This is a genomic window from Halalkalibacter sp. HAAS-P013, from assembly GCF_056619925.1.
Map to the genome: position 1 here is coordinate 1 of NZ_JBWQTU010000014.1, position 26,954 is coordinate 26,954.

General features: G+C 38.5%; 29 protein-coding genes, 1 pseudogene and 1 riboswitch. Of the genes and pseudogenes, 25 read left to right on the forward strand and 5 right to left on the reverse strand.

The window, feature by feature from the left end; genetic code table 11:
* The coding region (locus AC1FXP_RS17860) for a carbohydrate ABC transporter permease (RefSeq protein ID WP_480063350.1) at positions 1-546 on the forward strand (546 nt) is incomplete at its 5' end.
* A gap of 70 nt (positions 547-616) precedes the next feature.
* A complete protein-coding gene (locus AC1FXP_RS17865) occupies positions 617-2,803 on the forward strand; it encodes an alpha-galactosidase (protein WP_480063351.1) in 2,187 nt (728 codons plus the stop codon).
* 109 nt (positions 2,804-2,912) lie between these two features.
* Here the strand turns inward: AC1FXP_RS17865 and AC1FXP_RS17870 are convergent, their stop codons facing one another.
* On the reverse strand, positions 2,913-3,248 hold the full coding sequence (locus tag AC1FXP_RS17870) for a hypothetical protein (RefSeq protein ID WP_480063352.1): 336 nt from the start codon (positions 3,246-3,248) through the stop codon (positions 2,913-2,915).
* Between the two features lie 170 nt (positions 3,249-3,418).
* Between AC1FXP_RS17870 and AC1FXP_RS17875 the strand changes: the two genes are divergently transcribed.
* Positions 3,419-4,321 (forward strand): VanZ family protein, encoded by a 903-nt coding sequence (locus AC1FXP_RS17875; RefSeq protein ID WP_480063353.1) that lies wholly within the window; start codon positions 3,419-3,421, stop codon positions 4,319-4,321.
* An 80-nt stretch (positions 4,322-4,401) separates the two neighbouring features.
* On the opposite strand, the gene AC1FXP_RS17880 is transcribed toward AC1FXP_RS17875, so the two are convergent.
* Both AC1FXP_RS17880 and AC1FXP_RS17885 read right to left on the reverse strand, forming a co-directional pair.
* Positions 4,402-4,731, reverse strand: a complete 330-nt coding sequence (locus tag AC1FXP_RS17880) for a spore coat protein (protein WP_480063354.1) — start codon at positions 4,729-4,731, stop codon at positions 4,402-4,404.
* 65 nt (positions 4,732-4,796) lie between these two features.
* The gene (locus AC1FXP_RS17885) at positions 4,797-5,111 is read right to left on the reverse strand and encodes a hypothetical protein (RefSeq protein WP_480063355.1); all 315 of its coding nucleotides are present in this window, start codon (positions 5,109-5,111) and stop codon (positions 4,797-4,799) included.
* Between the two features lie 338 nt (positions 5,112-5,449).
* Here AC1FXP_RS17885 and AC1FXP_RS17890 point away from each other — a divergent pair, with 338 nt between their 5' ends.
* The 19 genes and pseudogenes from AC1FXP_RS17890 (at position 5,450) to AC1FXP_RS17980 (ending at position 23,894) form a co-directional block, all read left to right on the forward strand.
* Positions 5,450-7,810, forward strand: a complete 2,361-nt coding sequence (locus tag AC1FXP_RS17890) for a 3-hydroxyacyl-CoA dehydrogenase/enoyl-CoA hydratase family protein (protein WP_480063356.1) — start codon at positions 5,450-5,452, stop codon at positions 7,808-7,810.
* Between the two features lie 25 nt (positions 7,811-7,835).
* Positions 7,836-9,017 (forward strand): acetyl-CoA C-acetyltransferase, encoded by a 1,182-nt coding sequence (locus tag AC1FXP_RS17895; protein ID WP_480063357.1) that lies wholly within the window; start codon positions 7,836-7,838, stop codon positions 9,015-9,017.
* Positions 9,018-9,037: 20 nt separating this feature from the next.
* The gene (locus tag AC1FXP_RS17900; RefSeq protein ID WP_480063358.1) at positions 9,038-10,822 is read left to right on the forward strand and encodes an acyl-CoA dehydrogenase family protein; all 1,785 of its coding nucleotides are present in this window, start codon (positions 9,038-9,040) and stop codon (positions 10,820-10,822) included.
* A gap of 233 nt (positions 10,823-11,055) precedes the next feature.
* Positions 11,056-11,214 (forward strand): hypothetical protein, encoded by a 159-nt coding sequence (locus tag AC1FXP_RS17905; RefSeq protein ID WP_480063359.1) that lies wholly within the window; start codon positions 11,056-11,058, stop codon positions 11,212-11,214.
* Between the two features lie 132 nt (positions 11,215-11,346).
* Positions 11,347-11,703 carry an arsenate reductase family protein gene (locus tag AC1FXP_RS17910; protein ID WP_480063360.1) on the forward strand — a complete coding sequence of 119 codons (357 nt, stop codon included), beginning with the start codon at positions 11,347-11,349 and terminating at the stop codon, positions 11,701-11,703.
* A 71-nt stretch (positions 11,704-11,774) separates the two neighbouring features.
* Positions 11,775-12,161 carry a glycine cleavage system protein GcvH gene (gene gcvH, locus AC1FXP_RS17915; RefSeq protein ID WP_480063361.1) on the forward strand — a complete coding sequence of 129 codons (387 nt, stop codon included), beginning with the start codon at positions 11,775-11,777 and terminating at the stop codon, positions 12,159-12,161.
* A gap of 590 nt (positions 12,162-12,751) precedes the next feature.
* A complete protein-coding gene (locus AC1FXP_RS17920) occupies positions 12,752-12,988 on the forward strand; it encodes a YusG family protein (protein ID WP_480063362.1) in 237 nt (78 codons plus the stop codon).
* Between the two features lie 326 nt (positions 12,989-13,314).
* A riboswitch (cyclic di-GMP riboswitch) is annotated at positions 13,315-13,401 on the forward strand.
* Positions 13,402-13,444: 43 nt separating this feature from the next.
* Positions 13,445-13,567 carry a hypothetical protein gene (locus AC1FXP_RS17925; RefSeq protein ID WP_275980364.1) on the forward strand — a complete coding sequence of 41 codons (123 nt, stop codon included), beginning with the start codon at positions 13,445-13,447 and terminating at the stop codon, positions 13,565-13,567.
* A 60-nt stretch (positions 13,568-13,627) separates the two neighbouring features.
* Positions 13,628-14,098, forward strand: coding sequence for a CBO0543 family protein (locus AC1FXP_RS17930; RefSeq protein WP_480063363.1), 471 nt, complete (start codon positions 13,628-13,630; stop codon positions 14,096-14,098).
* Between the two features lie 8 nt (positions 14,099-14,106).
* Positions 14,107-14,535, forward strand: a pseudogene (locus AC1FXP_RS17935) (MFS transporter); the annotation flags it as partial.
* 125 nt (positions 14,536-14,660) lie between these two features.
* Entirely contained in the window at positions 14,661-15,920 is a 1,260-nt protein-coding gene (locus tag AC1FXP_RS17940; protein ID WP_480063364.1) for an ATP-binding protein, read from the forward strand.
* Between the two features lie 138 nt (positions 15,921-16,058).
* On the forward strand, positions 16,059-16,436 hold the full coding sequence (locus tag AC1FXP_RS17945) for a carboxymuconolactone decarboxylase family protein (protein ID WP_480063365.1): 378 nt from the start codon (positions 16,059-16,061) through the stop codon (positions 16,434-16,436).
* A gap of 211 nt (positions 16,437-16,647) precedes the next feature.
* Positions 16,648-16,785 carry a YuzK family famiily protein gene (locus AC1FXP_RS17950; protein ID WP_480063366.1) on the forward strand — a complete coding sequence of 46 codons (138 nt, stop codon included), beginning with the start codon at positions 16,648-16,650 and terminating at the stop codon, positions 16,783-16,785.
* A 343-nt stretch (positions 16,786-17,128) separates the two neighbouring features.
* On the forward strand, positions 17,129-17,923 hold the full coding sequence (gene sufC, locus AC1FXP_RS17955) for a Fe-S cluster assembly ATPase SufC (protein ID WP_250098809.1): 795 nt from the start codon (positions 17,129-17,131) through the stop codon (positions 17,921-17,923).
* Between the two features lie 76 nt (positions 17,924-17,999).
* Positions 18,000-19,307 carry a Fe-S cluster assembly protein SufD gene (gene sufD / locus AC1FXP_RS17960; RefSeq protein ID WP_480063368.1) on the forward strand — a complete coding sequence of 436 codons (1,308 nt, stop codon included), beginning with the start codon at positions 18,000-18,002 and terminating at the stop codon, positions 19,305-19,307.
* Complete coding sequence (locus AC1FXP_RS17965) at positions 19,307-20,527, forward strand: cysteine desulfurase (protein ID WP_480063369.1); 1,221 nt, start codon at positions 19,307-19,309, stop codon at positions 20,525-20,527. Before sufD ends, AC1FXP_RS17965 begins: the two co-directional genes overlap by 1 nt.
* On the forward strand, positions 20,517-20,951 hold the full coding sequence (gene sufU, locus AC1FXP_RS17970) for a Fe-S cluster assembly sulfur transfer protein SufU (RefSeq protein ID WP_480063370.1): 435 nt from the start codon (positions 20,517-20,519) through the stop codon (positions 20,949-20,951). Before AC1FXP_RS17965 ends, sufU begins: the two co-directional genes overlap by 11 nt.
* Before the next feature lie 144 nt (positions 20,952-21,095).
* Positions 21,096-22,493: a Fe-S cluster assembly protein SufB gene (gene sufB / locus AC1FXP_RS17975; RefSeq protein WP_480063371.1), complete on the forward strand. Its 1,398-nt coding sequence runs from the start codon at positions 21,096-21,098 to the stop codon at positions 22,491-22,493.
* Between the two features lie 708 nt (positions 22,494-23,201).
* Positions 23,202-23,894 (forward strand): putative immunity/bacteriocin fusion bifunctional protein, encoded by a 693-nt coding sequence (locus AC1FXP_RS17980; protein WP_480063372.1) that lies wholly within the window; start codon positions 23,202-23,204, stop codon positions 23,892-23,894.
* A gap of 54 nt (positions 23,895-23,948) precedes the next feature.
* Here AC1FXP_RS17980 and AC1FXP_RS17985 read toward each other — a convergent pair whose 3' ends face one another.
* Both AC1FXP_RS17985 and AC1FXP_RS17990 read right to left on the reverse strand, forming a co-directional pair.
* Entirely contained in the window at positions 23,949-24,566 is a 618-nt protein-coding gene (locus AC1FXP_RS17985; RefSeq protein WP_480063373.1) for a hypothetical protein, read from the reverse strand.
* 7 nt (positions 24,567-24,573) lie between these two features.
* Positions 24,574-24,918 carry a PadR family transcriptional regulator gene (locus tag AC1FXP_RS17990; protein ID WP_480063374.1) on the reverse strand — a complete coding sequence of 115 codons (345 nt, stop codon included), beginning with the start codon at positions 24,916-24,918 and terminating at the stop codon, positions 24,574-24,576.
* A gap of 322 nt (positions 24,919-25,240) precedes the next feature.
* Between AC1FXP_RS17990 and AC1FXP_RS17995 the strand changes: the two genes are divergently transcribed.
* The 3 genes from AC1FXP_RS17995 to AC1FXP_RS18005 all read left to right on the forward strand — a co-directional run bounded on the left by AC1FXP_RS17995 (position 25,241) and on the right by AC1FXP_RS18005 (position 26,831).
* Positions 25,241-25,582, forward strand: a complete 342-nt coding sequence (locus AC1FXP_RS17995; protein ID WP_480063375.1) for a hypothetical protein — start codon at positions 25,241-25,243, stop codon at positions 25,580-25,582.
* Positions 25,548-26,303: a class I SAM-dependent methyltransferase gene (locus tag AC1FXP_RS18000; RefSeq protein WP_480063376.1), complete on the forward strand. Its 756-nt coding sequence runs from the start codon at positions 25,548-25,550 to the stop codon at positions 26,301-26,303. Before AC1FXP_RS17995 ends, AC1FXP_RS18000 begins: the two co-directional genes overlap by 35 nt.
* Positions 26,304-26,411: 108 nt before the next feature.
* Entirely contained in the window at positions 26,412-26,831 is a 420-nt protein-coding gene (locus AC1FXP_RS18005) for an NUDIX hydrolase (RefSeq protein WP_480063377.1), read from the forward strand.
* Positions 26,832-26,954 lie beyond the last annotated feature (123 nt).

Consider the following 26,954-nt stretch of genomic DNA (forward strand, 5'->3'; position numbering starts at 1 on the left):
ATTGCTAGAAACATGCACAAACGCATCTATAAAATTTTATTCTATTATTTTGTCAGTGCAATGTTCGTACCATTTCCAATCATCATGTTACCGATTGTCAAACAAATGAGTGCGCTAAATTTGAACAACCCGACTGGGCTGATTATTTTGTATGTTGTGTACGGCCTAGCGTTCAATATATTCCTGTATGTTGGATACATTAAGACGATACCAAAAGAGTTAGAAGAAGCAGCCATTATTGATGGATGCAGCAGATGGGGCGTATTCTGGAGAGTCGTTTTCCCACTTTTAGCACCGATGAATGCAACAGTTGGAATTCTAACAGCACTTTGGGCGTGGAATGACTTCATGTTGCCGCTTGTCATCCTATCAGACCGTGCGGATGCAACGCTTCCATTAGTACAGTATATATTCCAATCACAGTTCAGCGTGAACTACAACCTAGCATTTGCATCTTACTTACTAGCGCTATTACCGATGTTGATTGTGTATCTATTTGCACAAAAATGGATTATTAGTGGAGTAACAAAGGGAGCAATAAAGTAAGAGAGTACTAGGAATGAACCGTTGAAAACGGAGGCTGTTTATGCAGCCTCTTCAAAAGCAGGAGGGACACATGGCTATTACGTTTAATCAAGAGACAAAAACATTTCATTTAAAAGCTAAAAACACGAGCTATGTTATGCAAATTATAAATGATGGTTATTTAGCTCACCTATATTGGGGCAAAAAAATTAATGAGTATAATCATTCAAACCAGGTTCGTTTTAGAGATAGAGGCTTTTCACCTAATCCTGTTCCAAGTGAACGCGCGTTTTCTTTAGATACATTGCCGCAAGAATATCCGGCATATGGCAATACGGACTTTCGGACACCAGCTTATCAAGTTCAGCTTGAAAATGGCAGTACAATCACCGATTTGCGCTATCTTTCTCACACAATTGTAAAAGGAAAGCCAACACTTGAAGGGCTTCCTGCAACATATATTGAGTCTGATGATGAGGCCGAAACATTAGAGTTGATTCTCTTTGATGAACTAATCGGCTTAAAAGTGAAGCTGCTTTATACGGCCTATGCCGATCTAGATGTGATTACTCGCTCGGTTCAGTTGGAAAACGAAGGTTCGTCCAATCTGAAAGTAATGAAGGCTTCTAGTATGAATATAGATTTTCAAGATAATCAGTTTGAGATGATCACGCTTTACGGAGCTCATGAAAGAGAACGTTATATTAATCGAACAGAGCTGCGTTACGGAGTTCAATCTGTTGAAAGCCGTCGCGGCACAAGCAGTCATCAGCAAAATCCGTTCATTTCGTTAGTTAGAAAAGATACGAAGGAAGACCGCGGAGATGCATACGGGATTAACCTTGTGTACAGTGGGAATTTTGAAGCTTCTGTCGAAGTCGATCAATTTGACTGCACGCGTCTAACGATGGGGATCAACTCATTTGATTTTACTTGGCTTCTTGAACCAGGTGAAACGTTCACTGCACCAGAAGCTGTAATGGTTTACTCGTCCAATGGACTTGGGGAAATGTCACGTACCTTCCATAAGCTTTACCGCACGCGTTTGTGCCGCGGAGAGTTTAGAGATCAGGAACGTCCAATTCTTATTAACAACTGGGAAGCGACGTATTTTGATTTTAATGAAGAAAAGATTACCGATATTGCCCGCAAAGGAAAAGACCTAGGGATCGAGTTATTCGTACTAGATGACGGCTGGTTTGGCAAGCGTGATGATGACAATACATCTCTTGGCGATTGGTTTGTTGATAAAAATAAGCTTCCAAATGGGTTAGAATCGTTAGTGGACAACGTTCGTAACACGGATATGCAATTTGGGCTTTGGTTTGAACCGGAAATGGTATCTGAAAACAGTGATTTGTTTCGTGAGCATCCAGACTGGTGCATTCATGTTCCAGATCGTAATAAGTCTACAGGAAGAAACCAATTAATTTTAGATTTTTCTCGAAAAGAAGTGTGTGATGAGATTATTAACAGAATTTCCACGATTCTTTCAAGTGCACCGATCACATATGTAAAATGGGACATGAACCGCCATATGACAGAAGCTGGTTCGGCAACGCTTGCAGCGGAACGACAAAGAGAAGTGGCGCATCGTTTTGTCCTTGGGGTGTACCGAGTGATGGACGAAATCACAACAAAGTTTCCACACATTTTATTTGAAAGCTGCTCAGGTGGAGGTGGACGTTTTGACCCTGGAATGCTATATTACATGCCGCAAACATGGACGAGTGATAACACGGATGCGATTTCGCGCTTGAAAATTCAATACGGTACAAGTCTTGTTTACCCAGTTAGTTCAATGGGAGCGCATGTGTCTGATGTACCGAACCATCAAGTAAACCGAATTACTTCACTTGAGATGCGTGGTCATGTCGCAATGTCTGGCAACCTTGGCTATGAGTTAGATTTAACGAAAATGACAGAGGAAGAGCAACGTGAGGTCATTGACCAAGTAGAGTACTATATAGAAATCCGACCGCTTATTCAATTCGGTGACTTCTATCGTTTACTAAGCCCTTTTGAAGGCAATTACACAGCTTGGATGTTTGTATCTGAAGATAAATCCGAAGCCGTGTTTGCTCATTTTAGAGTATTAGATGAAGCGAACTCTGCTTTTGTGTCGGTGAAATTACAAGGATTAGATCCAGACAAAAAGTACACGATTGCTGAACTTGGCCAGTCGTACTACGGCGATGAGCTAATGAATGTCGGGATCAACATTCCAAAAGTAAGGGGCGATTTCACAAGCGTCATGTGGAGACTGAAAGCCGAGTGAGTGCTTTAGTGTGATAAAGAGGGGTCTTGCCCCTACCTATAGGGGTATAATCAATATAAAAAAACTGTCTCAAAAGGAAAACCTTGTTGAGGCAGCTTTTTTTTGTTCGTTAACAGTTCCCACCAATGCAGATAAAACTTGCGATGACTTGATTATTAGAGTTTTTTACGTAAGCATTATAAGGGATATCTTCTTTGAGGGTTCTAAGTTGACTGACCATTTCTATACTAGTAAATGCCTTATGAACCGTAGCATCAAAATCTATTAATGTAAAATCACTAATATCGACTTTTACTTCATGTCCTTCCTTGGTGAATAGCCATAAATCTTTTTCGGAAATTTCAAAGAAATCTAAAGTGACGTTACGTAAACTAACATCATTAAGATGAATGGTTACAGGTAATTGACTGTTTCTGAGGTATTCAACTAGAGTCACAATTGCCATACGATCACCAACCTTTTCAAGTGTTGTTAAATTGTATGACAAGTTATTCGAGAATATGTAAATCAAATGCTAAATTAATAGAATCTTTCCTAGTTTACGACAGTAAGGCCATTCATCGACCTATGGTATAATAGAGTACGGAAGAATCTACGGATAAATTAGGAGTAAATATGAAAAAATGGTTAAAGATCGTAGTTTTTTACTGGTTGCCTGTTTTGTTTGTAGCAGCGATGATTTTTACGGCATCTTCTCAACCTTATGAGCAACAAGACATAAGACCATATATCTCTCAAGCTACGGATTTAGACAAAATGAAAGAGATGTATAATCAGCTCAAAATGGAACATGTGCAGCATCGTCTGTATGTGGAAGAAAATGGATTTAAGCGGACGATGCAGGTAATTGTAGATAGATGGAAGGTGCTCGTCTTTATTATAGGAACGTTCCTTTTTCTTGCGTTTGCAGTGATTGTCACTTATGTCATGAAAGCCATACGTAAACATGGATATAAACTAGTTGGGAAAGCGTTGGGCTTTGTTGTGATCCTCATTGCTATATGTGGTGTGTTAGCGCTTCTAGGAATGTTATTTGCGTTTCGAATCGAGGAATTATTAATTATCATAAAAAATCAACTCACTGATGGAAGAGCGCAAAGTTTGTTAGAAGGTATTCGTTTTCAATATGCGGGAAATGAAATTAGTGTGGAACGATTAGGAATAGAGAGCTTTATTGAATTCCTTATTCGAAAAGGTGCTCATTTTGGCTTTTTCTTCCTCTTAGGGTTTTTGACATACCGCGCACTATGGGCTAGCGGTTGCCAAAAGAAATTGAGCTATTTTGGATCCCTTCTTTTTGTACTACTTTATGCGATTTCAGATGAAATCCATCAAGCTTTCACACCAAATCGAACTCCATTAGTCCAAGATGTACTCTTAGATTTTTCAGGTGGACTAACAGGTGTGACGCTAGCTCTTATTTTGTATATGGCAATTGTTCGTTTAAAAAATATAGAAAAAAACTACAAGCCAGTTCAAATCACATCAAGAATGGACCGGAGAAAATTAAAAAGTTAAAACGTATGACGAATGGTCGTCATGCGTTTGTTAATATATAAAAGCACCAAAAGGTCGCTTCGACCTTTTGGTGTATAGCGTTATTGCTGATAAGGAAATTGTGTACTGTAACCAGAAAACTGTTGGTGCGATTGATCAATTTTTTGCTGATCTTCTGCTTCCAAGCCATAAAACCCTTTGCGGAACATCGTGTTGTAAAGCTCGCGCTGACAATTTTGAGTTTCGTTAAAGATTTGAGAAAGGTCTTGGTATAATTGATCGTTACTCATCTCATTTAACGCAACACTATAATTGTTCGTCATCATTTTTGCACAAGATAAAATATCGTTAATATAGTCACGGTCGTTCATCTGTGGAGTTTTAGGAACTTGCATTGCTGGATTTTGAATTTTTTCAGATTGCTGATTCATGATGCAAATACCTCCTATAATCTAAAGTTATTCAAAAAGGGAGAAGTGTCCTTTTGGAATGAACTTTATTGCATTGGTATTGATTGCTGTTGTTGCTGTGTTTTTAAGTGACTTAGGATTTTTTGATAGTGACGCTGATGCATTTGACCCGTTTTCTCTAAAACGGATTTAATTTCTTGGTCTTGACATTGCTCTGCGAAGAAGTGAGCTTTCTTCATCGCAAGTAAGTTCCAAGAAAGCATATCGTTTAGATACAAATGGTCCTTTGTTGTAATAATAGGAGGTGGTGTTTGATACGTCATTTGTTGCTGTTGTCCACCCATTTGGTTTTGCATCCCCGTCTGCTGTTGATTTGGCATTCCTTGCATTTGATCCATCATATACCCTCCTTTGGATGTTGCACGATTGCAACGTATCCGTCATTCGGATACTTTACTAGTGTAGAGACAAAGACGTGTTATTATGTAATGAACAAGTAGGGGGTGTTACCATAATTTGGTTTTTGTTGATTTTTTTAAATGAAACTAAAAGTATCTTTGTACTTTGCAAATTTTTCTGAATTATCTATTGCGTAATTTGGAATTATTAGGTATGATAATTCTAAGAAAATGAGAATTGACTGTCGTTATTTTTTTGTAGAAATAATGAATGAGTATTCATTCGTTATCTTTATAAGCCATTATTTATTTTATATTCAAATGGTAAAAGGGGGAGAATTATGACTCGTCATATAAGGAAAGTTGCAGTAATTGGTTCAGGCGTGATGGGCTCAGGGATTGCAGCTCATTTAGCAAACGTCGGTATCCCATCATTATTACTTGATGTTGTGCCGAACGAAGTAACCTCTCAAGAAGAAGCAAGAGGTTTGACGCTTGAAGATCAAGCTGTTCGTAATCGCTTAAGTACGACCGCGATTCAAAAACTAGCCAAGCAAAAGCCGGCACCACTTTCATCAAAAACAAAAGCTTCTTACATAGAAGCCGGAAACCTCGAGGATGACTTAACCCGACTTCAGGAAGTCGATTGGATCATTGAAGTAATTGTTGAAAACTTAACTATTAAGCAGCAACTATTAAAAAAAGTAGATGAGGTCAGGAAGCCAGGAACGATTGTCAGCTCAAATACATCAGGAATCTCGATTGAAGCCATGTCAAAAGAGTTATCCGAAGATTTCCGAGCTCACTTTCTTGGAACACATTTTTTCAACCCGCCTAGATACTTAAAATTATTAGAAATTATCCCAACAGAAAAGACAAAGGACGATGTTACGACATTTATGAAAGCGTTTGCTGAAGAGGTGCTCGGAAAAGGTGTCGTCGAATGTAAGGATACACCTAATTTCATCGCAAACCGTATTGGAACATATGGATTACTCGTTACGGTAAACGAAATGATAAAAGGCGATTATTCAGTTGGGGAAGTGGATTCAGTCACAGGTCCGTTACTAGGACGTCCGAAAAGTGCTTCGTTTAGAACGCTTGATGTGGTCGGACTTGACACGTTTTTGCACGTAGCAAAAAACGTGTACGATGTCGCAAGTGGCTCTGAAAAAAGTATATTCGACCCTCCGCAATTTATGAAAAATATGGCTGAAAAAGGCTGGCTTGGAAGCAAAAGCGGGCAAGGCTTTTATGTGAAGCAAGGAAAAGAGATTCTTGAGTTAGATCCAAAGACTCTTCAATATAACGAGCGTAAAAAGTTAAAAGCACCTTCGATAGAACGTGCAAAGCAAGCCAAAAAATTGACGGATAAATTAAAAACGCTAACATATGCCGATGACAGGGCTGGAAAGCTCATTTGGAATTTACTAAAACCAGTTCTCCTTTATTCTGCCGACAAAGCGTATGAAATCGCGTACGACATTTATGCGGTTGATCAAGCTATGAAGTGGGGTTTTGGTTGGGAGTTAGGTCCGTTTGAAACGTGGGACGCAATCGGTGTAGCAAAGTCTGTAGAACGAATGGAAGCAGAGGGAGACACCGTTCCAGCATGGGTAAAAGAAATGCTTGAGTCTGGCCAAGAAAGCTTTTATCAAGGAGGCTCCTATTATCACCAAGGAAGATATGAGGCGAAGCCAGTTAACGAAAAAATTGTCAACCTAAAATCATTAAAGCCAGATAAGGTCGTATTTAAAAATTCTGGTGCTTCTTTACTTGATATTGGTGATGATGTAGCACTGCTTGAATTCCATTCACCGAATAACTCGATCGGTGCAGATGTTATTCAAATGATTAATAAATCGATTAAAGAAGTAGAAAAAAATTATAAAGGGCTCGTCATCAACAACCAAGGGAAAAACTTTTGTGTTGGTGCGAACTTGATGATGATCTTAATGGAAGCACAAGATGATAATTTCTTTGAAATCGAGCTCGTTGTGCGTCAGTTCCAACAAGCAATGGCTACCATTCGTTACTCAGAAAAGCCAGTTGTCACAGCCCCTTTTGGGATGACACTAGGTGGAGGGACCGAAATTTGCTTGCCGTCAGCTAGCATTCAAGCGTCTCTTGAAACATATATGGGTTTAGTTGAAGTCGGAGTCGGTTTAATTCCAGGTGGTGGAGGAAACAAAGAGCTCTACCTTCGCAACTTAGCAAAATCAGATAGAAAAGACCTTCAATCGGTAGCCAATAAAACGTTTGAAACGATAGCGATGGCGAAAGTATCGACATCGGCACAAGAGGCAGTTGATCATGGCTTCTTAGGTACAAAAGATGGCATTGTCATCAATGGGGATTTCCTTATTGACCGTGCGAAAAATGAGGTTCTTCATTTAGATGCAAAAGGGTATCGCCCTCCGGAAAGAACGAAAATTCCAGTCGTTGGTGAAACCGGCTATGCAACGATGTTACTTGGGGCAAAGACGATGAAATTTGGTGGCATGATTTCCGATCACGACTTAAAAATTGCAGAGAAACTAGCATTCTTACTTGCTGGTGGTAGAGTCGCAAAAGGAACGCTTGTCGACGAACAGTATTTGCTTGATTTAGAACGAGAAGCATTTCTTAGCTTAGTTGCCGAGCCTAAGTCTCAACAGAGGATGCAATATATGTTAACAAAAGGAAAACCACTTCGTAACTAATTGGCAAGAGGGAGGGGATTACACAATGAGAGAAGCAGTGATTGTAGCTGGTGCACGTACACCAGTCGGAAAAGCAAAAAAAGGCACGTTAGCAAATGTCCGGCCAGATGATTTAGGTGCGATCACGGTTCGTGAAACGTTGAAACGTGCTGGAGATTTTGATGCATCACTCGTTGAGGATGTGATTATCGGGTGTTCGATGCCAGAAGCTGAACAAGGCATGAATATGGCTCGGAACATTTCCGCGTTAGCAGGATTGCCAAACACCGTCCCTGCCATTACGATCAACCGTTATTGTTCATCTGGATTACAAAGCATTGCGTACGGAGCTGAGCGAATCATGCTCAGTCAATCAAAAGCAATCATAGCCGGAGGAGCAGAGTCAATGAGCATGATTCCGATGGGCGGTCATGTCATTGCTCCAAATGTGAAGCTTGTAGAAGAACAACCTGAATATTACATGGGAATGGGATTTACAGCTGAAGAGGTCGCAAGTCGCTTTGAGGTCAGCCGTGCGGACCAGGATGCATTTGCAGTGGAAAGTCATAAACGAGCGGCAGCCGCAATTCGTGCAGGTCACTTCAAAGATGAAATTGTTCCTGTTGATGTAACACTTCGCTCGGTTGGTGATGATCACAAATTGAAAGAGAAGCATGTTCAATTTACAACGGATGAAGGTGTAAGAACAGATACAACTGCAGAAGGGTTAGCCAAACTGAGACCCGCCTTTCACCCAAAAGGAAGTGTAACAGCAGGGAACTCGTCACAAATGAGCGATGGTGCAGCATCTGTTTTAGTCATGGACCGTGAAGAAGCTAGGGCAAACGGGTTACAACCAATTGTGAAATTTCGTTCCTTTGCAGTAGCAGGTGTGGCACCAGAGATTATGGGGATCGGCCCGGTTGAAGCAATCCCTAAAGCATTGCAGTTAGCAGGGCTAGAACTATCTGATATCGGTTTGTTCGAATTAAATGAAGCTTTTGCTTCACAGGCATTACAAGTTATCCGTTACTTAAATCTTGATCATGCAAAAGTCAATGTCAATGGTGGTGCGATTGCACTTGGGCATCCACTCGGTTGCACGGGTACGAAATTAACGTTATCCCTTATGCATGAGATGAAGCGTCGGAATGAACAGTTTGGTGTTGTCACAATGTGTATCGGCGGAGGCATGGGAGCTGCTGGAGTATTTGAACTGATTGGCTAATTAAAAAGGGGGAACAGGATATGAGTCAAACAGAAGACAAGGTAGTCAAAGGCGGGAGCTTTTTAGTAGAGGATCTTGAGGCAGATAAGATATTTACTCCAGAGGATTTCACAGACGAACATGTTATGATTGGCCGAACAACAGAAGAGTTTGTCATTAAGGAAGTTGAGCCCGTGTTAGAAAAAATTGAGGAGCATCAATTTGATCACACGGTTCGATTATTAAAAGAAGCTGGAGAACTCGGGCTGCTTGGAGCAGATGTCCCTGAAGAATATGGCGGTCTGGGGCTAGACAAAATTAGTTCTTCTCTTATTTCTGAAAAATTCGTCCGGGGCGGCGCGTTCGGCCTTAGCCACGGTGCGCATGTTGGAATTGGCTCTTTACCTATCGTTTTCTTCGGAAGTCATGCACAAAAAGAAAAATATCTCCCGGATTTGGCATCAGGTGCTAAGCTCTCAGCATATGCATTAACAGAGCCTAGTTCAGGTTCAGATGCCCTAGGAGCAAAAACAACGGCTATCCTAAATGAAGCAGGTACACATTATGTACTAAATGGAGAAAAACAGTGGATTACGAATTCGGCTTTTGCAGATGTGTTTATTGTCTATGCAAAGATTGATGGAGATAAGTTCACTGCTTTTATTGTCGAGAAGGACTTTGAGGGTGTCTCAACTGGCCCAGAAGAAAAGAAAATGGGGATCAAAGGCTCCTCAACAAGAACATTAATTTTAGAAGATGCACTTGTGCCTGTTGATAATGTCCTTGGTGAAATCGGAAAAGGTCATGTGATTGCTTTTAACATTTTAAATGTTGGGCGGTATAAGCTTGGAGTCGGTTGTGTTGGGAGTGCGAAGCGAGCCCTTGAACTTGCAGCAACATATGCGACTGAGCGAAAACAATTTAAAACCCCAATCGGAAAATTTTCGCTCATTCAAGAAAAATTAGCGAATATGGCTGTAGCGACATACGCAGCAGAAAGTTCAATCTACCGAACAGGAGGACTTTTTGAAGAACGCCTTGGCGGTTTATCTGACGAAGAGCAAAAAGATGGCCGCGCGGTGGCAAAAGCGATTGCTGAGTACGCTATCGAATGTTCCTTAAATAAAGTAGTTGGATCTGAGACACTTGATTACGTCGTTGATGAAGCCGTTCAAATCCATGGTGGATATGGGTTCATGGCTGAATATGAAGTTGAGCGTATGTACAGAGATTCTCGTATTAACCGAATCTTCGAGGGGACAAATGAAATAAATCGCCTTCTCGTTCCTGGAACAATCATGCGTAAAGCAATGAAAGGTGAACTGCCACTACTACAAAAGGCGACAGCCCTTCAAGAAGAAATCATGATGCTAATGCCACAAGAAATTGGTGATGAGCCACTTGAGCAAGAGAAATACCTTCTAGGCATGGCAAAGAAAATTTTCTTAATGGTCGCTGGAAATGGCGCTCAAAAATTTGCAGAAAAACTCCAGCACGAGCAAGAACAGCTTTCCAATGTTGCTGACATCGTAAGTGAAATCTATTCAATGGAATCAGTCATTCTCCGTACCGAAAAGGCAATCACTAAATCTGGTTTAGATAAAGCGCGGCAAATGCTTCTCATGACACAAGTCTATTGCCAAGAAGCCTTTAACCGTATTGAAGCACATGCAAAGGAATCGCTTGTAGGTATGGAAGAAGGCGATAAGCTCCGCACGATGCTGGGTGTTCTTCGTAAGTTAACACGTCACACACCAATCAATGTGATTGCGAAGAAACGTCAAATTGCCGGAGTAGTATTAGAAGAAAAACGCTATGTTGTTTAATGTTGTAATCACTTTTTGAGAGGTTCATCTCTCTCAAAAAATAAAATATATTCCTTTCAAATGGAGCATTCTCCTCTCAGTGCAAAGAAGTCTCAAATATTTGAGGCTTCTTTGCCATTATTCTAGTGCTGTTAGCTGTTTACTCGCAAAAATATGCTAATTACTCGCTAGACACATGTTTTCCCTTGTAAAAACACAATCTAAAGCAAGGACGAGCAGAGGAGGAGATCCAATTGCCAAAAAAAGAGAAAATCAGCTACACCGCTCCATTAACCGGAATAGAAGAAAAGTCCGAGTCAATTGAAGGCTCTGTTCATGATGCTTTGCAGACAACTTGGAATACAGAGCAAATCATTGAGCTAAATAATTGTGAACAAACCGAAGATGAGTAATAATAAATAAGGGAAAGTACCAATCATTGGCTTTCCCTTAATAGATGACGAAGCCAAGATGATTTCTAAAGTAAGGTGTATATAATGTTGTGCTTCTGAACAAAAATAGTGGAGTGTAAGGAGGGGAGAAAAATGGCGATTACGTTTTATGAGTACCCAAAATGCGGTACATGCAGGAAAGCAAAAAAATGGTTTGCTGACAAAGGAATTGAAATGAACGCTATACATATTGTAGAACAACCACCATCAAAAGAAGAGCTCCGTGATCTTTTGGAAAAGAGTGGCTTAGAGCTTAAAAAGTTTTTTAATACGAGCGGTCAAAAATATCGCGAACTTGGATTGAAGGATAAAATTAAGGATATGAGTGAAGATGAAGCTCTTAGCTTACTTGCGTCCGACGGCATGCTGATCAAACGTCCGATCACAACGGATGGCAGTAAGGTGACAGTAGGGTTTAAAGAAGAACAATTTGAGGAATCTTGGATCTAACTGTTTGTTTTCAATGGCAAAGAAGGTATAATGTAGTAAAATTTGTATTAATTTAGATGGAGGTATTAGAAATGAGCAATTTACCTAAGGAATTAAAGTATTCAGAAGAGCACGAATGGGTAAAAGTTGAAGGAGAGAAAGTTCGTGTTGGGATCACGGATTTCGCTCAATCTGAACTTGGAGACATCGTATTCGTTGAACTTCCAGAAGTAGGCGATGAGATTGAAGCGGACGAGCCTTTTGGTAGCGTTGAGTCAGTAAAAACGGTATCTGAATTATATGCACCAATAAGCGGTAAGGTCGTTGAAATAAATGAAGACCTTGATGATTCTCCTGAATTTGTAAATGAGTCTCCATACGAAAAAGCTTGGATGATCGTTGTTGAACCAAGCGACTCAAGCGAAATTGACAAGCTAATGACAGCAGAAAAATACGAAGAAATGATTAGTGAAGATTAAACAAAAAGGTGCTTTTCCTTTTTGTTTAATCTTCGTAGCACTGAGCGGAGCCGCCGTAATGTCTTAAGCCTTTTGAGCGAACTTCTCAAAAGGCGCACGGCGAGTGGAGCCAGTGCAAGCATGTTCGCACTATCTAGGCCAAAAGGGAATTTCCCTTTTGGTTTTTTGATTCACCTAAAAGAAAGTACCGAACCATTGTTGGGTTTCTGTCTCTTAATTCCTGCATTGGCTTTATGAAGGACATTACCAATGGTTTTTAGGTCAGAAAAGTCCATCATTGGCTTTATGAAGAACATTACCTCTGGGTTACTTTCTTGTAAAGTCCTTCATCAGCTTTATGAAGAATATTACCCTTGAATTTCGGTTTTAAAAGTCCATCATCGTTTTTATGTAGGCTATTACCCCTAAGTTTTTGCACCTTAAAGTCCAATAACAGCTTTATGAGGAAAGAAACTTGCTGTTAATGGTTTGCCAGATAGGTGACGGAACCCGTTACACGTCGCTCTTCCTCTTTTTCATAATATCCCCATGATTGCAAAACATCTAGCCAGGGCACCATAAAACTAACTTCTGTATAAGGGGGTTATATCATGAGTCTCGTACGTGTTGATGTTACAAGCAAGGTAAAGGGAAAGTATGAGAACGGCCATATGAATTTATATATGGGGGATGCGCAAGTAGGGAAAGTGATTGAAACAAATCAAGGATTTCAGCATGAAATGGCTGAAGGCTTTGAATTTGAAAAAGATAAAATCTTTCGCTATGAGCAAGAAAATCCTAATGAAGTAAAGTCTTACGTAGAAGGCTGTGACGAGGGCTGGTGCTAAGATTGATAGCCAGAGTAGAGAAGAAAAAGCTCTACTCTGGAGGGCACTGAAAAAGTCCTTTCTAGCGGATTCGAGGAAGCAGCAATGGCTCCACACGTTGCGCGCCTGCTATGAGAAACCCACTCATAGCAGGCTTTAAGACAAAGCAACGGTTCCGCTCATTGCTTAAATGCCACTGAAAAAGGTAAAAAACCACACCTTTTTCAGTGGCCTTCTACTCTGGCCTTTTTTCTGATTGCTTATTTACATGACCAGGGACTTTATCAGGAAAATAAAATTAAATCTAAACATTTTTCTAATGATGTCGATAATTAAAATGTACACACATGCGAAAAGGGCAAAATCACCGAAAGTTGATGACGCAAAGCTAAAGGGGCTTCATTGGAATGCCAGTATGCCAGCCAGCTACCGGATGTAATCGTCCTCTGTGTGAAATAAAAAATATGGAGGAAATAAATGTTTTTAACACCTGAAGAAGCGTTTAAGAAAAAGCAACGTAAAAAAATGATTTTTAACTTCGTCGTAGTGCCAATGATAGCCTTAGCAATAGGACTTGTTGTGGCAGTATTAGGTAAGTAAAGTCATCATAGTTTTATTTGCGAATGCACACCCTACATTTATAAAGGAGTGTGCATTTTTATGAAGGAACGAGTGATCTTGAAATTTGGAATCATCTTTGGGATATTAAGTTTCCCGACACTATTTAAAAAGCCGTCAGTGAAAATTTGGTTGCCTTTATTCCTTGTAAATGCCCTTGTAAATTTTGCATTTGACAAAACTTTAGTGGAGACAAAACAAGTGAAATATCCGGTTCGCTTTTTACCGAATAAATTCAAAATTAATGTTATTTACGATTACTTGGTTTGTCCTTTCTTATCAATTTGGTATTGTCAATCATCTTACAACTCAAAGTTACCTGGCATCATTGGAAAGCTTATGTTATTTGGCATACCTCAGTCAGCCTATGAAATATGGCTTGAACGGTGCACGAAGACCCTTAAGTTTAAAGGGCACTGGACTTGGATACATTCTATGTTTGCTGTGTTTATTGTAAAGATTATTTCTCGGATTTTTTTAGGAGTTTTTAAACGCAAGAAGTTGGTAGGATAATTTTTCGAGCCAAAAGCATTGGGCCTTCTGTCGTTAAACGGTTTGGGGAGGTCAAAGCGGTTGTAATGCTGCAACTAGCATCGCTTCCGTTTCTACTCTTAACAGCGTACACCGAAACACTTTGGTTAGCAGTGGTTGGCTTTTTATTTCGACAAGCGTTGATGAATGCTGGAAATCCGATTCAAATGGCATTAATGATGAGAACGGTTGATGACTCAATGAAAGGATTAGCCAATTCAGTTGGTCAAATGGTGTTCCAGCTAGGCTGGGCAGTTATGGGACCTGTATCAACATCCATTGTTATGATCTATGGTGCCTACTATGGATATGCGTATGTTTTTACGATTACAGCCTTCTTATATGTGTTAGGCTCAACGTACTTTTATGTTGTCTTTCGTAAAATAAATGAAAATATAGAAGAGCAGAAAGCAGCCTAAAATAGAGATAGGATGCTTTCTTTTTATGTATGATATTATAGAAAAATGGGAAAAGTCTTTTCTTAATAATGATTTTTGCTTGTTAACATGAGAAATTAGTGATTACTAAAGAAAGGGTGTTTCCTTTGACTGAAACACTACTAATCAATTTTTTGTTTCTTCTCTTTCCAGTAGTTATCTATCTTGTCTTTTTAGAAGGAAGGAAAAAGGTTCAATATAAATCAGTTCATACCGTTTTATTTTCAGCAGGGTCGATGATCTTATGTATGTCGTTTCCAATTCAATTAGATTTCGGCTTTATTTTTGATCTGCGCTATATTCCTTTCATTATTGCGTCGCTATACGGTGGATACAAAGTTGCTATTCCTCTGTACGTTGTATTAAATACGTATCGTTACTTTCTTGGATCAGAAGGGTTTCTTAGTTCTCTCGAGTTCTCGACGCTTATTCTAATGTTGATCCCTTTTTGGAGTAATATGTTTCTTCAGCATAAATCTAATAAAAAAGTTTGGATTGCAGGATTGTTTTCATTTCTAACGATGGTCCTTTATCTTTTTGCTTTGTCTTCGTTTTTTGAAACGATAACGAGAGAGTTCTGGGTCATTACAGCAAACGTGACTATCATACATGTGTTAGGCATGTTGGTTATTTTGTCGTTGTTGGAAAAGATTATCGCTAATATAAAAACACGAGAACGAATATTAAAATCGGAAAAGTCACTGCTCATAAGTGAGTTAGCAGCTAGTGTTTCTCATGAAATTAGAAACCCGTTGACCGTTACAAATGGCTTTCTTCAACTTTTAAATCAGTCAAAAACATTGGATGAAGAACAAAAAAGGTATATTGATTTATCATTAAAAGAACTAAACAGAGCTGAAACAATTGTGTCAGATTTTCTTTCGCTTGCTAAGCCGCAAGCTGAGAACATGGTTTATTCGGATTTAAAAGGAGAAACAGAATATGTTAATAGCATTATGAAACCTTATGCTAATCTTCACCAAGTGGATTTACGCTTCCGTTTTGAAAACTCCTTATTCAATCACTATGATAAGAATCAAATTCAACAATCTTTAATTAATCTATACAAGAATGGGATTGAATCAATGAAAGAAAGAGGTGGGACTCTTTTTGTAGAGGTGTTAGAAAAAAATCGGAATGTCATGATTCGTATTAAGGATAATGGAGTTGGTATGACAGAGGAAGAGATTCGTCAAATGGGAAAACCTTATTATTCTACAAAAAACGAAGGAACTGGACTTGGCATGGTGATCGTTTTTAACACGATTGAGAAACTCGGAGGAAAAATAAGCGTTGATAGTGAGGTTGGAAAAGGCACAACCTTTTTAATTACAATTCCAATCAGTTCGAAGGGAAAAGAGGCCTAATTTGAGCAAAAGCTCCATAAGGCCTTGATTCGTTTTCGTTCAACCTTCTAAAAAAATGGAGGACTTTCAATGTTGAATAAAGCTTTAACGGTTAACGAATACTATCGTTGTTATGACTAGAATTAGGAGGTATGTTAGATGGATCAACAGCAGCAAAATAACCCGATTGACCAGGCATTACAGGAGTATAAACAAGGACTAGGGAATTTCACGCAGAAAATGCCTGATATAGCAAAGAAGTATAATGCTTTTACTGAGGCGTGTTTTGCAGAAGGAAAGCTGTCTCAAAAAGAGAAGCAAATGATAGCTCTTGGAATTAGTGTTTATTCGCAAGATGAATATTGCATTATTTATCATGCAAAAGGGTGCTTAGATCAAGGGTGCACGGAAGAGGAGATTTTAGAGACGGTCGGAGTCACAGCAGCATTTGGTGGAGGAGCAGCTATGAGTCAGGCTGTAACCCTTGTTCAAGAGTGTATTTCAGAAATAGGTGGCAATAAAAATCAGCTGCAATAATTAAGAGATAAGCTTTCTGGCTTTGTAAGGTCGAGGAAATGCATCGGAACATTTTCTGACATTACATAATCAAATCTCACGTCTGTATATCGCGATCTACCTCGTTATTTCCGTGTTGGTCGAATTTTCTGACTATGGTACGATTATTTGTGACAAAACGAGAAAGGATTGATTTATTATCCATTTATTAAAAAACCAACACAATGGTGAAATGGAAAAAGCAATGCACCAATCTCACGGAACAAGTTATGCAGAGTATAATCGTAACTTGGAAAAACGGTTAGAAGTCGAGAAGGAACGCGAAAAAGACTATGAGAAGAGCAAAAAGCTAACCGCTCAATTTGGCTAGACCGAGATAAATAAGATAAATTTAGAAGGAGTAGTGCCACTTGGTGCTACTCTTCTTCTATGAACCGTTTTTTTTTTCGGTTTACTTTGAGGATTTTATAGGAATGATAGTAAGGATAAATAGGTGAAAATTATTACATAAAGTTCTTGTTCTCGCAGTTCCATAGCACGGAAACGTTTACACTATAACCATAGTATAAATGTAGTTATAATTGATTCACCGTCCTTGAACTAAGAATAGATTTAGTATAAGATTGTAATGAGAATAGATTGAGAATAAAACTATTACAAAAATTAGCAAGCTTTATCATAGATGAAGCAAAATACATTGGAGGTCATTGTAAATGTCAGTACCATTTTTAAAAATTGAGAACCTTAACGTATCAGTTGAAGGAAAAGAAATCTTAAAAGATTTCAGCCTTGAAATCAAAGGTGGGGAGTTCCATGCAATCATGGGGCCAAACGGAACAGGTAAATCGACTCTTGCTTCAGCAATCATGGGTCATCCTAAATATGAAATTACAAGCGGATCTGTAACAATTAATGGAGAAGACGTGCTAGAAATGGAAGTGGACGAGCGTGCACAAGCTGGTCTTTTCTTAGCAATGCAATACCCAAGTGAAATTAGCGGAATTACAAATGCAGACTTCTTACGTTCAGCAATCAACTCGAAACGTGAAGAAGGCGACGAAATTTCTCTAATGAAATTTATCCGTCAATTAGATAAGAAAATGGAACTTCTTGATATGGACGATTCTTTCTCTCACCGTTACTTAAACGAAGGTTTCTCTGGTGGAGAGAAAAAGCGTAACGAAATTCTTCAACTATTAATGCTTGAGCCAAAGATCGCTATTTTAGACGAGATCGACTCAGGTTTAGATATCGATGCACTTAAAGTCGTTTCAAAAGGTGTAAACGAAATGCGCAGCGAGAACTTTGGCTGTTTAATTATCACTCACTACCAACGTCTACTTGACTACATCACTCCTGACAAAGTACACGTTATGATGCAAGGACGCATTGTGAAATCTGGTGGCGCTGAGCTTGCTACTCGTTTAGAAGCAGAAGGATATGACTGGATCAAACAAGAGCTTGGTATTGAAGACGAGCGTGTAGAAGCAGCAAACCAAGAAGCGTAAAAATAGGTCAGTAACGAATCAAGATCATGCAACCTCGCACGAAGCGAGCAGTACAATAGTAAAGGGTGGGTAATGTATGTCAGTCGAGACAAAAGGATTGTTCGGAAAAGAACAAATTGAATCATTCTCGAATGGGCGCAACGAACCAGATTGGGTTCGCGACATTCGTTTGAAAGGCTTAGAGGTTTCTGGGTCTGCAGAGCTTCCAAAGCCAGATAAAACTAAAATTGATAAGTGGACGTTCACGCAAACGCGCTTTGATATGAATCAAAAACCGAAAGCTACTTCTGTAAAAGCTTTGGCAGAGGAACTTCAAGCGTTAATCGGCGAAGAGACAGATGAGCAGAACTTGTATGTTCAACAAGATACATCAGCTGTTTATACAAAGACAAATGCGGAACTAGCTGAAAAAGGTGTAATCTTTACAGACATCCAAACAGCTCTTGAAAAGCATGCGGACCTTGTAAAGCCATACTTTTTCGGTGAAGCTGTAAAGCCGCAAGAAAACAGACTTCTTGGTTTGCACGCAGCGCTTTTAAATGGTGGAGCATTTATCTATGTGCCAAAAAATGTCCAAGTGGAAGTACCACTACAAGCGGTATTCTCACTTGAAACACCAGAAGCGATTCTTTCTAACCACGTGATCGTTGTAGCAGAAGAAAACAGTTCTGTCACATATGTGGAAAACTACACATCAAAGGTAAGTGGACCAGTAGCAGCAAATATTGTTGCAGAAGTTTACGCAAAAGCAAACTCGAAAGTTACGTTTGGTGCAGTTGATAACTTTGGCAGCAATGTAACGACGTATGTTGTTCGTCGTGGACACGTGGATAAAGATGCTCGTGTTGACTGGGCTCTTGGTCAAATGAATGACGGCAACACGGTTTCTGAAAATACAACTCATCTTGTTGGTGATGGTTCTTGGGCTGACACGAAGACCGTAACAATTGGCCGTGGCGAGCAAAAGCAAAACTTCACAACACAGATTTTCCATCACGGAAAGCATTCTGAAGGGCATATCCTTAAGCATGGTGTTATGCGTGAAGCAGCGACGGCGATCTTTAACGGCATTACAAAGATTGAACATGGTGCGACAAAGTCAAATGGTGTTCAGACAGAGCGTGTATTAATGCTTAGTGAAAAGGCACGTGGAGATGCGAATCCGATTCTTCTTATTGATGAAGATGACGTAACGGCAGGTCACGCAGCATCTGTTGGTCAAGTAGATCCATTGCAAATGTTCTATTTAATGAGTCGCGGGATTTCTCGTAAAGAAGCAGAGCGTTTAGTTATTCACGGTTTCTTAGCACCAGTTGTGGAGCAACTTCCTATTGAGTCTGTTAAGGAGCGTTTGAGAGAGGCAATCGAAGGGAAAGTTCAATAATGGATGCCAAAGAGATAAAAAAGCAATTTCCGATTCTTGATCAAAATGTAAACGGGAATCCGCTTGTCTATTTGGATAGCGCGGCAACCTCTCAGAAACCACTAAAGGTCATTGAAGCACTGGATGATTACTACCGTCGCTATAATTCAAATGTTCACCGCGGAGTTCATACGCTTGGAACACTTGCAACGGATGGATATGAAGGTGCTCGTGAAAAAGTTCGTAACTTTATCGGTGCCAACTCGATCGAAGAGATTGTGTTCACACGTGGTACAACGACAGCGTTAAATTTGGTTGCTTCTAGTTACGCTCGTGCCAACTTGAAAGAAGGCGATGAAATTGTGATCTCCATGATGGAGCATCACAGCAACATCATTCCTTGGCAACAAGTTGCCAAGGTGACAGGAGCAACGTTAAAATATTTCCCGCTTCAGCCAGATGGGACACTTGATTTAGCTGAAGTTGAAAAGACAATTACAGAAAATACAAAAATCGTCTCCGTTATGCACGTTTCAAATGTGCTTGGAACGATTAACCCGATCAAAGAAATTGCTGAAATTGCTCATCGTAATGGAGCGATTATGGTTGTTGATGGTGCGCAAAGTACGCCGCATATGAAAGTGGACGTAAAAGATCTAGATTGTGACTTTTTCGCTTTTTCAGGTCACAAAATGGGTGGTCCTACTGGCATTGGCGCCCTTTACGGCAAAAAACACCTCCTAGAAAAAATGGAGCCAATTGAGTTTGGTGGCGAAATGATTGATTTTGTCGGACTGCAAGATTCAACATGGAAAGAGCTACCTTGGAAATTTGAAGGTGGGACTCCAATAATCGCAGGTGCTATTGGACTAGGTGCAGCCATAGACTTCTTAGAAGAGGTCGGTTTAGATAATGTATTAAAGCATGAGCATGAATTAGCTGAATATGCGATTGAAAAATTATCTGAAATTGATGGGTTGAAAATTTTTGGACCGAAAAAGCGCGCAGGTGTGGTAACATTTAATTTGAATGATGTGCATCCTCACGATGTTGCAACGGTACTAGATGCTGAGGGAATTGCTGTTCGTGCCGGTCATCACTGTGCACAGCCGCTCATGAAATGGCTTGACGTTACAGCAACAGCTCGTGCTAGCTTTTATTTATACAACAGGAAAGAGGACGTTGACGCACTTGTCACTGGACTAGTAAAAACAAAGGAGTACTTTGGCGATGTCTTCTAATTTAGATACACTTTATAGACAGGTGATTATGGATCACTACAAAAACCCACGCAACAGAGGGGAATTTGATGGTGATACGGTTACTGTAAATATGAATAACCCAACATGTGGTGACCGCATTCAAGTTCAAATGAAAGTAGAAGATGATAAGGTCACAGATGCGAAATTTGTTGGAGAAGGATGTTCAATCAGTTTAGCCTCCGCTTCAATGATGACTCAAGCAATAAAAGGCTTGAAATTGGATGAGGCAATTGAAATGTCCCAAATGTTTTCGGATATGATGCTCGGCAAAGAGTACGATGATGAGCGTTTTGATTTAGGCGATATTGAAGCATTACAAGGTGTGGCGAAGTTTCCTGCTCGTATTAAATGTGCGACCCTTGCATGGAAGGCAATGGAAAAGGGAATTAACGACCGCAAGTAAGAAAGTTAGATAAATAGGTCGGGTTTTGACCTTATTGATCTAACTTGAAGCAATGTGCGTAGCCGCTGCCTTAGCTCAAGAAGAATTATGTAGGGGCAGCGTGTGAAACCATTGCACTCGATAATTATAGAGGAGGCTTTCACAATGGCGAAAAAAATGCCTGAAATCGGAGAATATAAATATGGGTTCTCGGACAAAGATGTTTCGATTTTCCGTTCAAAGCGTGGATTAACGAAAGAAATCGTTGAAGAAATCTCACGCATGAAAGATGAACCACAATGGATGTTAGACTTCCGTTTGAAATCATTAGAACAATTTTATAAAATGCCTATGCCACAATGGGGCGGAGATTTAGCTGAATTAAACTTTGATGATATTACGTACTACGTTAAGCCATCAGAGAAGTCAGAGAAGTCTTGGGATGAAGTACCAGAAGAAATCAAAAACACGTTTGATAAGCTTGGGATCCCAGAGGCAGAACAAAAGTATTTAGCAGGGGTTTCTGCTCAGTATGAGTCTGAAGTTGTATACCACAACATGAAAGAAGAATTAACTGATTTAGGAATTCTATTTACAGACACAGATACAGCGTTAAAAGAGCATGAGGAAATTTTCAAAGAGCACTTTGGAACAATCATTCCTCCAACTGATAACAAGTTCGCAGCACTTAACTCAGCTGTTTGGTCTGGTGGATCTTTCATTTACGTACCAAAAGGCGTAAAAACAGAAACACCTCTTCAAGCGTACTTCCGTATTAACTCTGAGAACATGGGGCAATTTGAGCGTACGTTAATCATCGCTGATGAAGACAGTTCTGTACACTATGTAGAAGGATGTACAGCACCAGTTTATTCAACAAACTCACTACACAGTGCGGTTGTTGAAATCATCGTTAAAAAAGACGCATACTGCCGTTACACGACGATCCAAAACTGGGCTCCAAACATCTTTAACCTAGTTACAAAGCGTGCAGTTGCAGATGCAGGTGCAACAATGGAGTGGGTTGATGGTAACATCGGTTCTAAGTTGACGATGAAGTATCCAGCTGTTGTGATGCGTGGTGAAGGGGCAAAAGGTACGATCCTTTCAATCGCAATCGCAGGAAAAGGACAGCACCAAGATGCTGGTGCAAAGGTTCATCACTTAGCGCCTAACTGTTCATCAACGATTGTATCGAAGTCGATTTCAAAACATGGTGGTAAAGTAACGTACCGTGGTATCTGTCACTTTGGCCGTCGTTCTGAAGGTTCTAAGTCGAAGATTGAGTGTGATACACTAATCATGGATAACGAGTCAACATCAGATACAATTCCTTACAATGAAATTCTAAACAACAACATTACGCTTGAGCATGAAGCAACGGTATCAAAAGTATCTGAAGATCAACTCTTCTACCTAATGAGCCGTGGTATTTCTGAGCAAGAAGCAACAGAAATGATCGTAATGGGCTTCATCGAGCCATTCACAAAAGAACTTCCAATGGAATATGCCGTTGAGATGAACCGTCTCATCAAGTTTGAGATGGAAGGTTCGATTGGGTAATTGTTTGAAATCCTTATAGCGTAAGGGTTTGAGAGGTAATTAAAGATAAATGAAACGGGGTCGTGCCAATTTTGTGCCGACTCCGTTTATCTTTTTGTGTAAGCAGCAAATTTCTTCAGTTCATCCTCTTCAATCTTTTCTGTTACATCCAGATAAGTATCTGCTGTTACTTTAATTGAGGACCGGAAATGAAGCGGCAGTGGAGAACGACATTAGATGAAGTAATTGTACCTTTGAATGATGAATTGAGATAAAGTCGTTTAAAAATAATAATCCAACAAATCCTAATGCCGATTTGAGGTCGGCATTATTTTTGTTGAATAAGGGTCATAACTTAAAAGTATTGCTGTGCTTATACAGTTCATAAACTCAATTAACGAAGATCCTGGGGTGTTCTCTTTCAGAACACCCTCTTCTTTTTATACGGGCCCATTGCTTTTGACAAATTCTATTTTGAAATCCTATATCTTGACCCTAGAGAGAAGCCATAACATCGAGTTTCGTAGCACTAAACGTCCAAATAGGATACCAATTATCAGAATCAAAATGCAGTACATGGAACGGTAATGAGTAAACAGAAAACTCGTTTATTAAGTGGTTCTATTTTACTATTTTTTAATATTTTACTATTTTTTAATATTTTACTAGTTTCTTACATTTTTGTGTGATAATATGGAAACGAAAAAATATTAATTAGGAGTTGATGAAATGAGACGTTTTAAAACAAAGAGTTTATTAGTTTTTCTAGCTGTTGTTCTTGCTTTTCTTCCGTTTGGGACCGCTGTCTCAGCAAACCAAGGAGAGTGTACAACTTGTTCTACAAATTTAGAAGAAGCAATCGAAGAGCTAGAAAATGAAGGCATCAGCGTTACTATAGGTGCAGAAGGAAATGAGAAGGGTATTATCAACTCATCTTTAGCAAAACAACAGAGAGAAGTAAGAACTATTTTTAACGAACTAAAGAGAGAAGGTTTTGAAGCTTTCGAAGATAACAATGTTTTTATTCTTGAAAATTTAGAACATCCCAACGGGAAAACTTATGAAAAAGTTGCCTTAGTAGTTAATTTTTACACAAAAGATTACAAAGTTGTTCGCGATTTAGCTTGGATTGACATGGATAATAGAACGGTAGAAGAGAGAACAATTATTTTAACTGAAGGTGCAGACACAGGAGAAGTTCTATATAGTAGCTTGAAAGAAACTAGTAACAATTCTGATGACGGAATGGTCAGCATATCTAACACTTTCACACTTAACGGATTTAGCTTCGCTTGTACAGCTTCTGGTATTCTTGCTTGTTTAGCTTTATGCGGGCCTTTAGGTGTTGTAAATATCGGCATTGGCATTGGTTGTGGAATTGCTTGTGATTTAGCATTTTGGGCTACTTGTTCTCAAGTATAAATAAAGAAATAAATATAAATAAAAAAACCTCAATAATATTGAGGTTTTTTTGGTTTAAGTTGAACTTAGATAACGGATAGCACTCCTATATACCAAGTATATTAAAAATAAAACAATTAAAAGAATAATTAAGTATAAAGAGGAAAAAACAACATTAAAATCTTCATTAAAAGCTATACCTATTGAAAATGCCCCAAATAAAAGTGCTAATATTAATTGGAAAATCACTTTGCACTTTTTTAGACTTTCATAATCTAGCAAATTCTTTTTAGATTTTAACATTATAACCCCAATGGCTAGAGCTAAAATAAATGGAGAATTTAATGAGATATCAAAATAACTTAGGTAAATTGGAATTATTAATATAATTAAGGCTGGTAAAATCAATAATAAAGTATACGCCGAAAATGATTTTCTTTTTTTTACAGTTTCAGCATCTACAGTTTTATATTCCTCAATGTAATTTCGGGCTAATAGCCCCGGTTCTGGGAACTCTTTTTTTAACTCATGAATTATTTCTTTTTCCTGATAACCTTTATTTTTCAATTCTTCAAAAAGTTCATTCATGTGTTGTTCAATTTCTAACGTTGAGTTTTTTACTATTCCATTTGGGAGATCAGAAATTTCATTTGAAAATGCCTTTACGTAATTATCTATATAGTTTTGAATCATAAAGCTTTTACTCTCCTCCCTTTGATAAGCTATTAATTACATTACCTAGGTTATTAAAATGTTCAAGTCGATCATCGACTATGTTAATACCTTCATCAGTTATTTGATAATACTTTCTATTCGGGCCTTTCCCACTTTCTTTCTCATCCTTATTATAATAAGTAATCCATCCTTTCTTGTATAACCTATTTAATATGGGATAAATAGCTCCACCAGATAAACTTAAAAATCCAGTTTCCTTTAATTTTGATGAAAGCTTATAGCCATACATGTCGTTACTTTTTAGAAGCATAAGAATAGCCAATTCATAGATCCCTTTACTGTACTGTATAACCCATTTATCTTTTTCCATAATTACACTATATGTTATTCATACATATATGTCAATGAAGTATAGTGTGATTATTTGAATCGACCGCTTTAATAAAAAATTATTGAGTATCAGCTTCCAAACACCGATGGTCATTACCATATAGTGTTTATTTTGCTTTTACACCTGGAATTTTTGCTTTATTCGGTATTAGCTGTTTATTATATTTGGTCAGTTTTATTCTGATAAAGATACGAAAAATTAGTTAATTATGTGGTTTGGTCTTATGAAAGTAACGGAGGCATTAATGAAAACCGAAAATTTTGTTTAGAACTTAATGGGGGTTATGATGGGGAGTTTTGGTATGTATGTATTAGCTTTAATTGTTTTGACATTTATAGTTTTTATGATTGGTGCAACTCTTCTAGGTGGTTCTAGTAGTCCCTATACTGATTTAATATTAACATTCATTGCAGTATATTTAGTAACTTCAAAATTTAAAATAAAAAGGATGAAAGTAGTTAAAGAGAAAAAGTTTCCTCAACTAACGGAGAGCGATGCTTTAATAAGGCATCTCTTGCCTTATTGCGCTAACGGAGCAGGATACTTTAAGAAGGTTATAGAAATAAAGGGAATGGATTTGAAGAAAATGGTATTGGGGGTATTAATAAATGATACAAAATGTAGGTACTCAAGAAGCGATTAAGAGATGGGATGCTTTTGCAGATACATATTCAAAAAATCATACTGAACAAGGAGACCTTCATAAAGAAGTCTTTTTAAACCCTACTTTATTTTCACTTATGGGAAATGTGAGAAATAAAAAAGTTTTAGATGCAGGATGTGGCGAAGGATATTTAAGCAGAATTTTATCCAAGTCTGGTGCTACTGTGACAGCAGTTGATTATTCTTCAAGAATGATAGAAATTGCTAAAGGAAGAACTCCAAAAGATTTGTTAATTGATTATAGACAAGGTAATTGTGAGGACTTGAATAATTTAGAAGATGAAAGGTTCGATTTAGTAGTGTCAAATATGGTTATTCAAGATCTAGCGAATTATGAAAAAGCGTTTCAAGAAATGTATCGGTTATTAGTAGATGGGGGTATTTTTATTTTTTCTATATTGCATCCTTGTTTCGTTACTCCAGAATGTGGTTGGGAGAAAACAGAGAGTGGTGAAAAGTTGCACTGGAACGTAGATAAATATTTTTATGAAGGTGCGTATGAACAAGGTTTAGGTGATAAAGAAAAAATGTTATTCTTCCATAGAACATTAACAAGTTATATAAATACTCTAATCAAAACTGGTTTTGTATTAGAAAGCATTGTAGAACCGAAGCCATCAACAGAGATGCTAAAAAAATATCCTTCATTTGAAGAAGATTTTAGATGCGCTGACTTCATGGTTTTTAAGTTGAAAAAATAAATTGATTTTAATGAATGGTGCGATTGTTCCATATGAGCAATCGCTTCTTGTGCAAACGAGGCAGGTTAATAAGGTTGAAGAAATATGCATATTGAAAGAGGAATGTATATGATGTCGATAAAAAAAGCATATGGGTATGTAACAAGAGTTAAAGAAGATAGAACACAGGTATTAGTTTTTCGCCATCCTGTTGCTGAAGCTGGGATACAGATACCTAAAGGTACTGTAAAACCTAAAGAAAACACCTATAATGCAGTAATAAGAGAAATTGGAGAAGAAACAGGATTGAAAAATTTTGAGGTTGAGAATTTAATAGCAGAAGATTATTGGGAAAATGATGATGGTGCAATTCATAATAGATTTTTTTACAAGATAAATGTTTCAAATGTTCCAGATGAATGGGATTATGAACCAACAGGTGGAGAGGATGAAGAAGGACTAATATTCCATTATTTTTGGATTTCTTCAAAGGATGAGGTTGAACTAATTCGAGGTCACGGAGATTATTTAAACTTAGTCTTTAATTAATTCTTCTTCAGCTAACGGGAGCTAATGTGGAACAAAGAAAGGTACTGTTCAGTGTAGGATTAGTCCCTTTCCTTGTTGAAGTAACGTGGCAGAATAGTTGAACAACAGGCTGTCGCTTCTTCA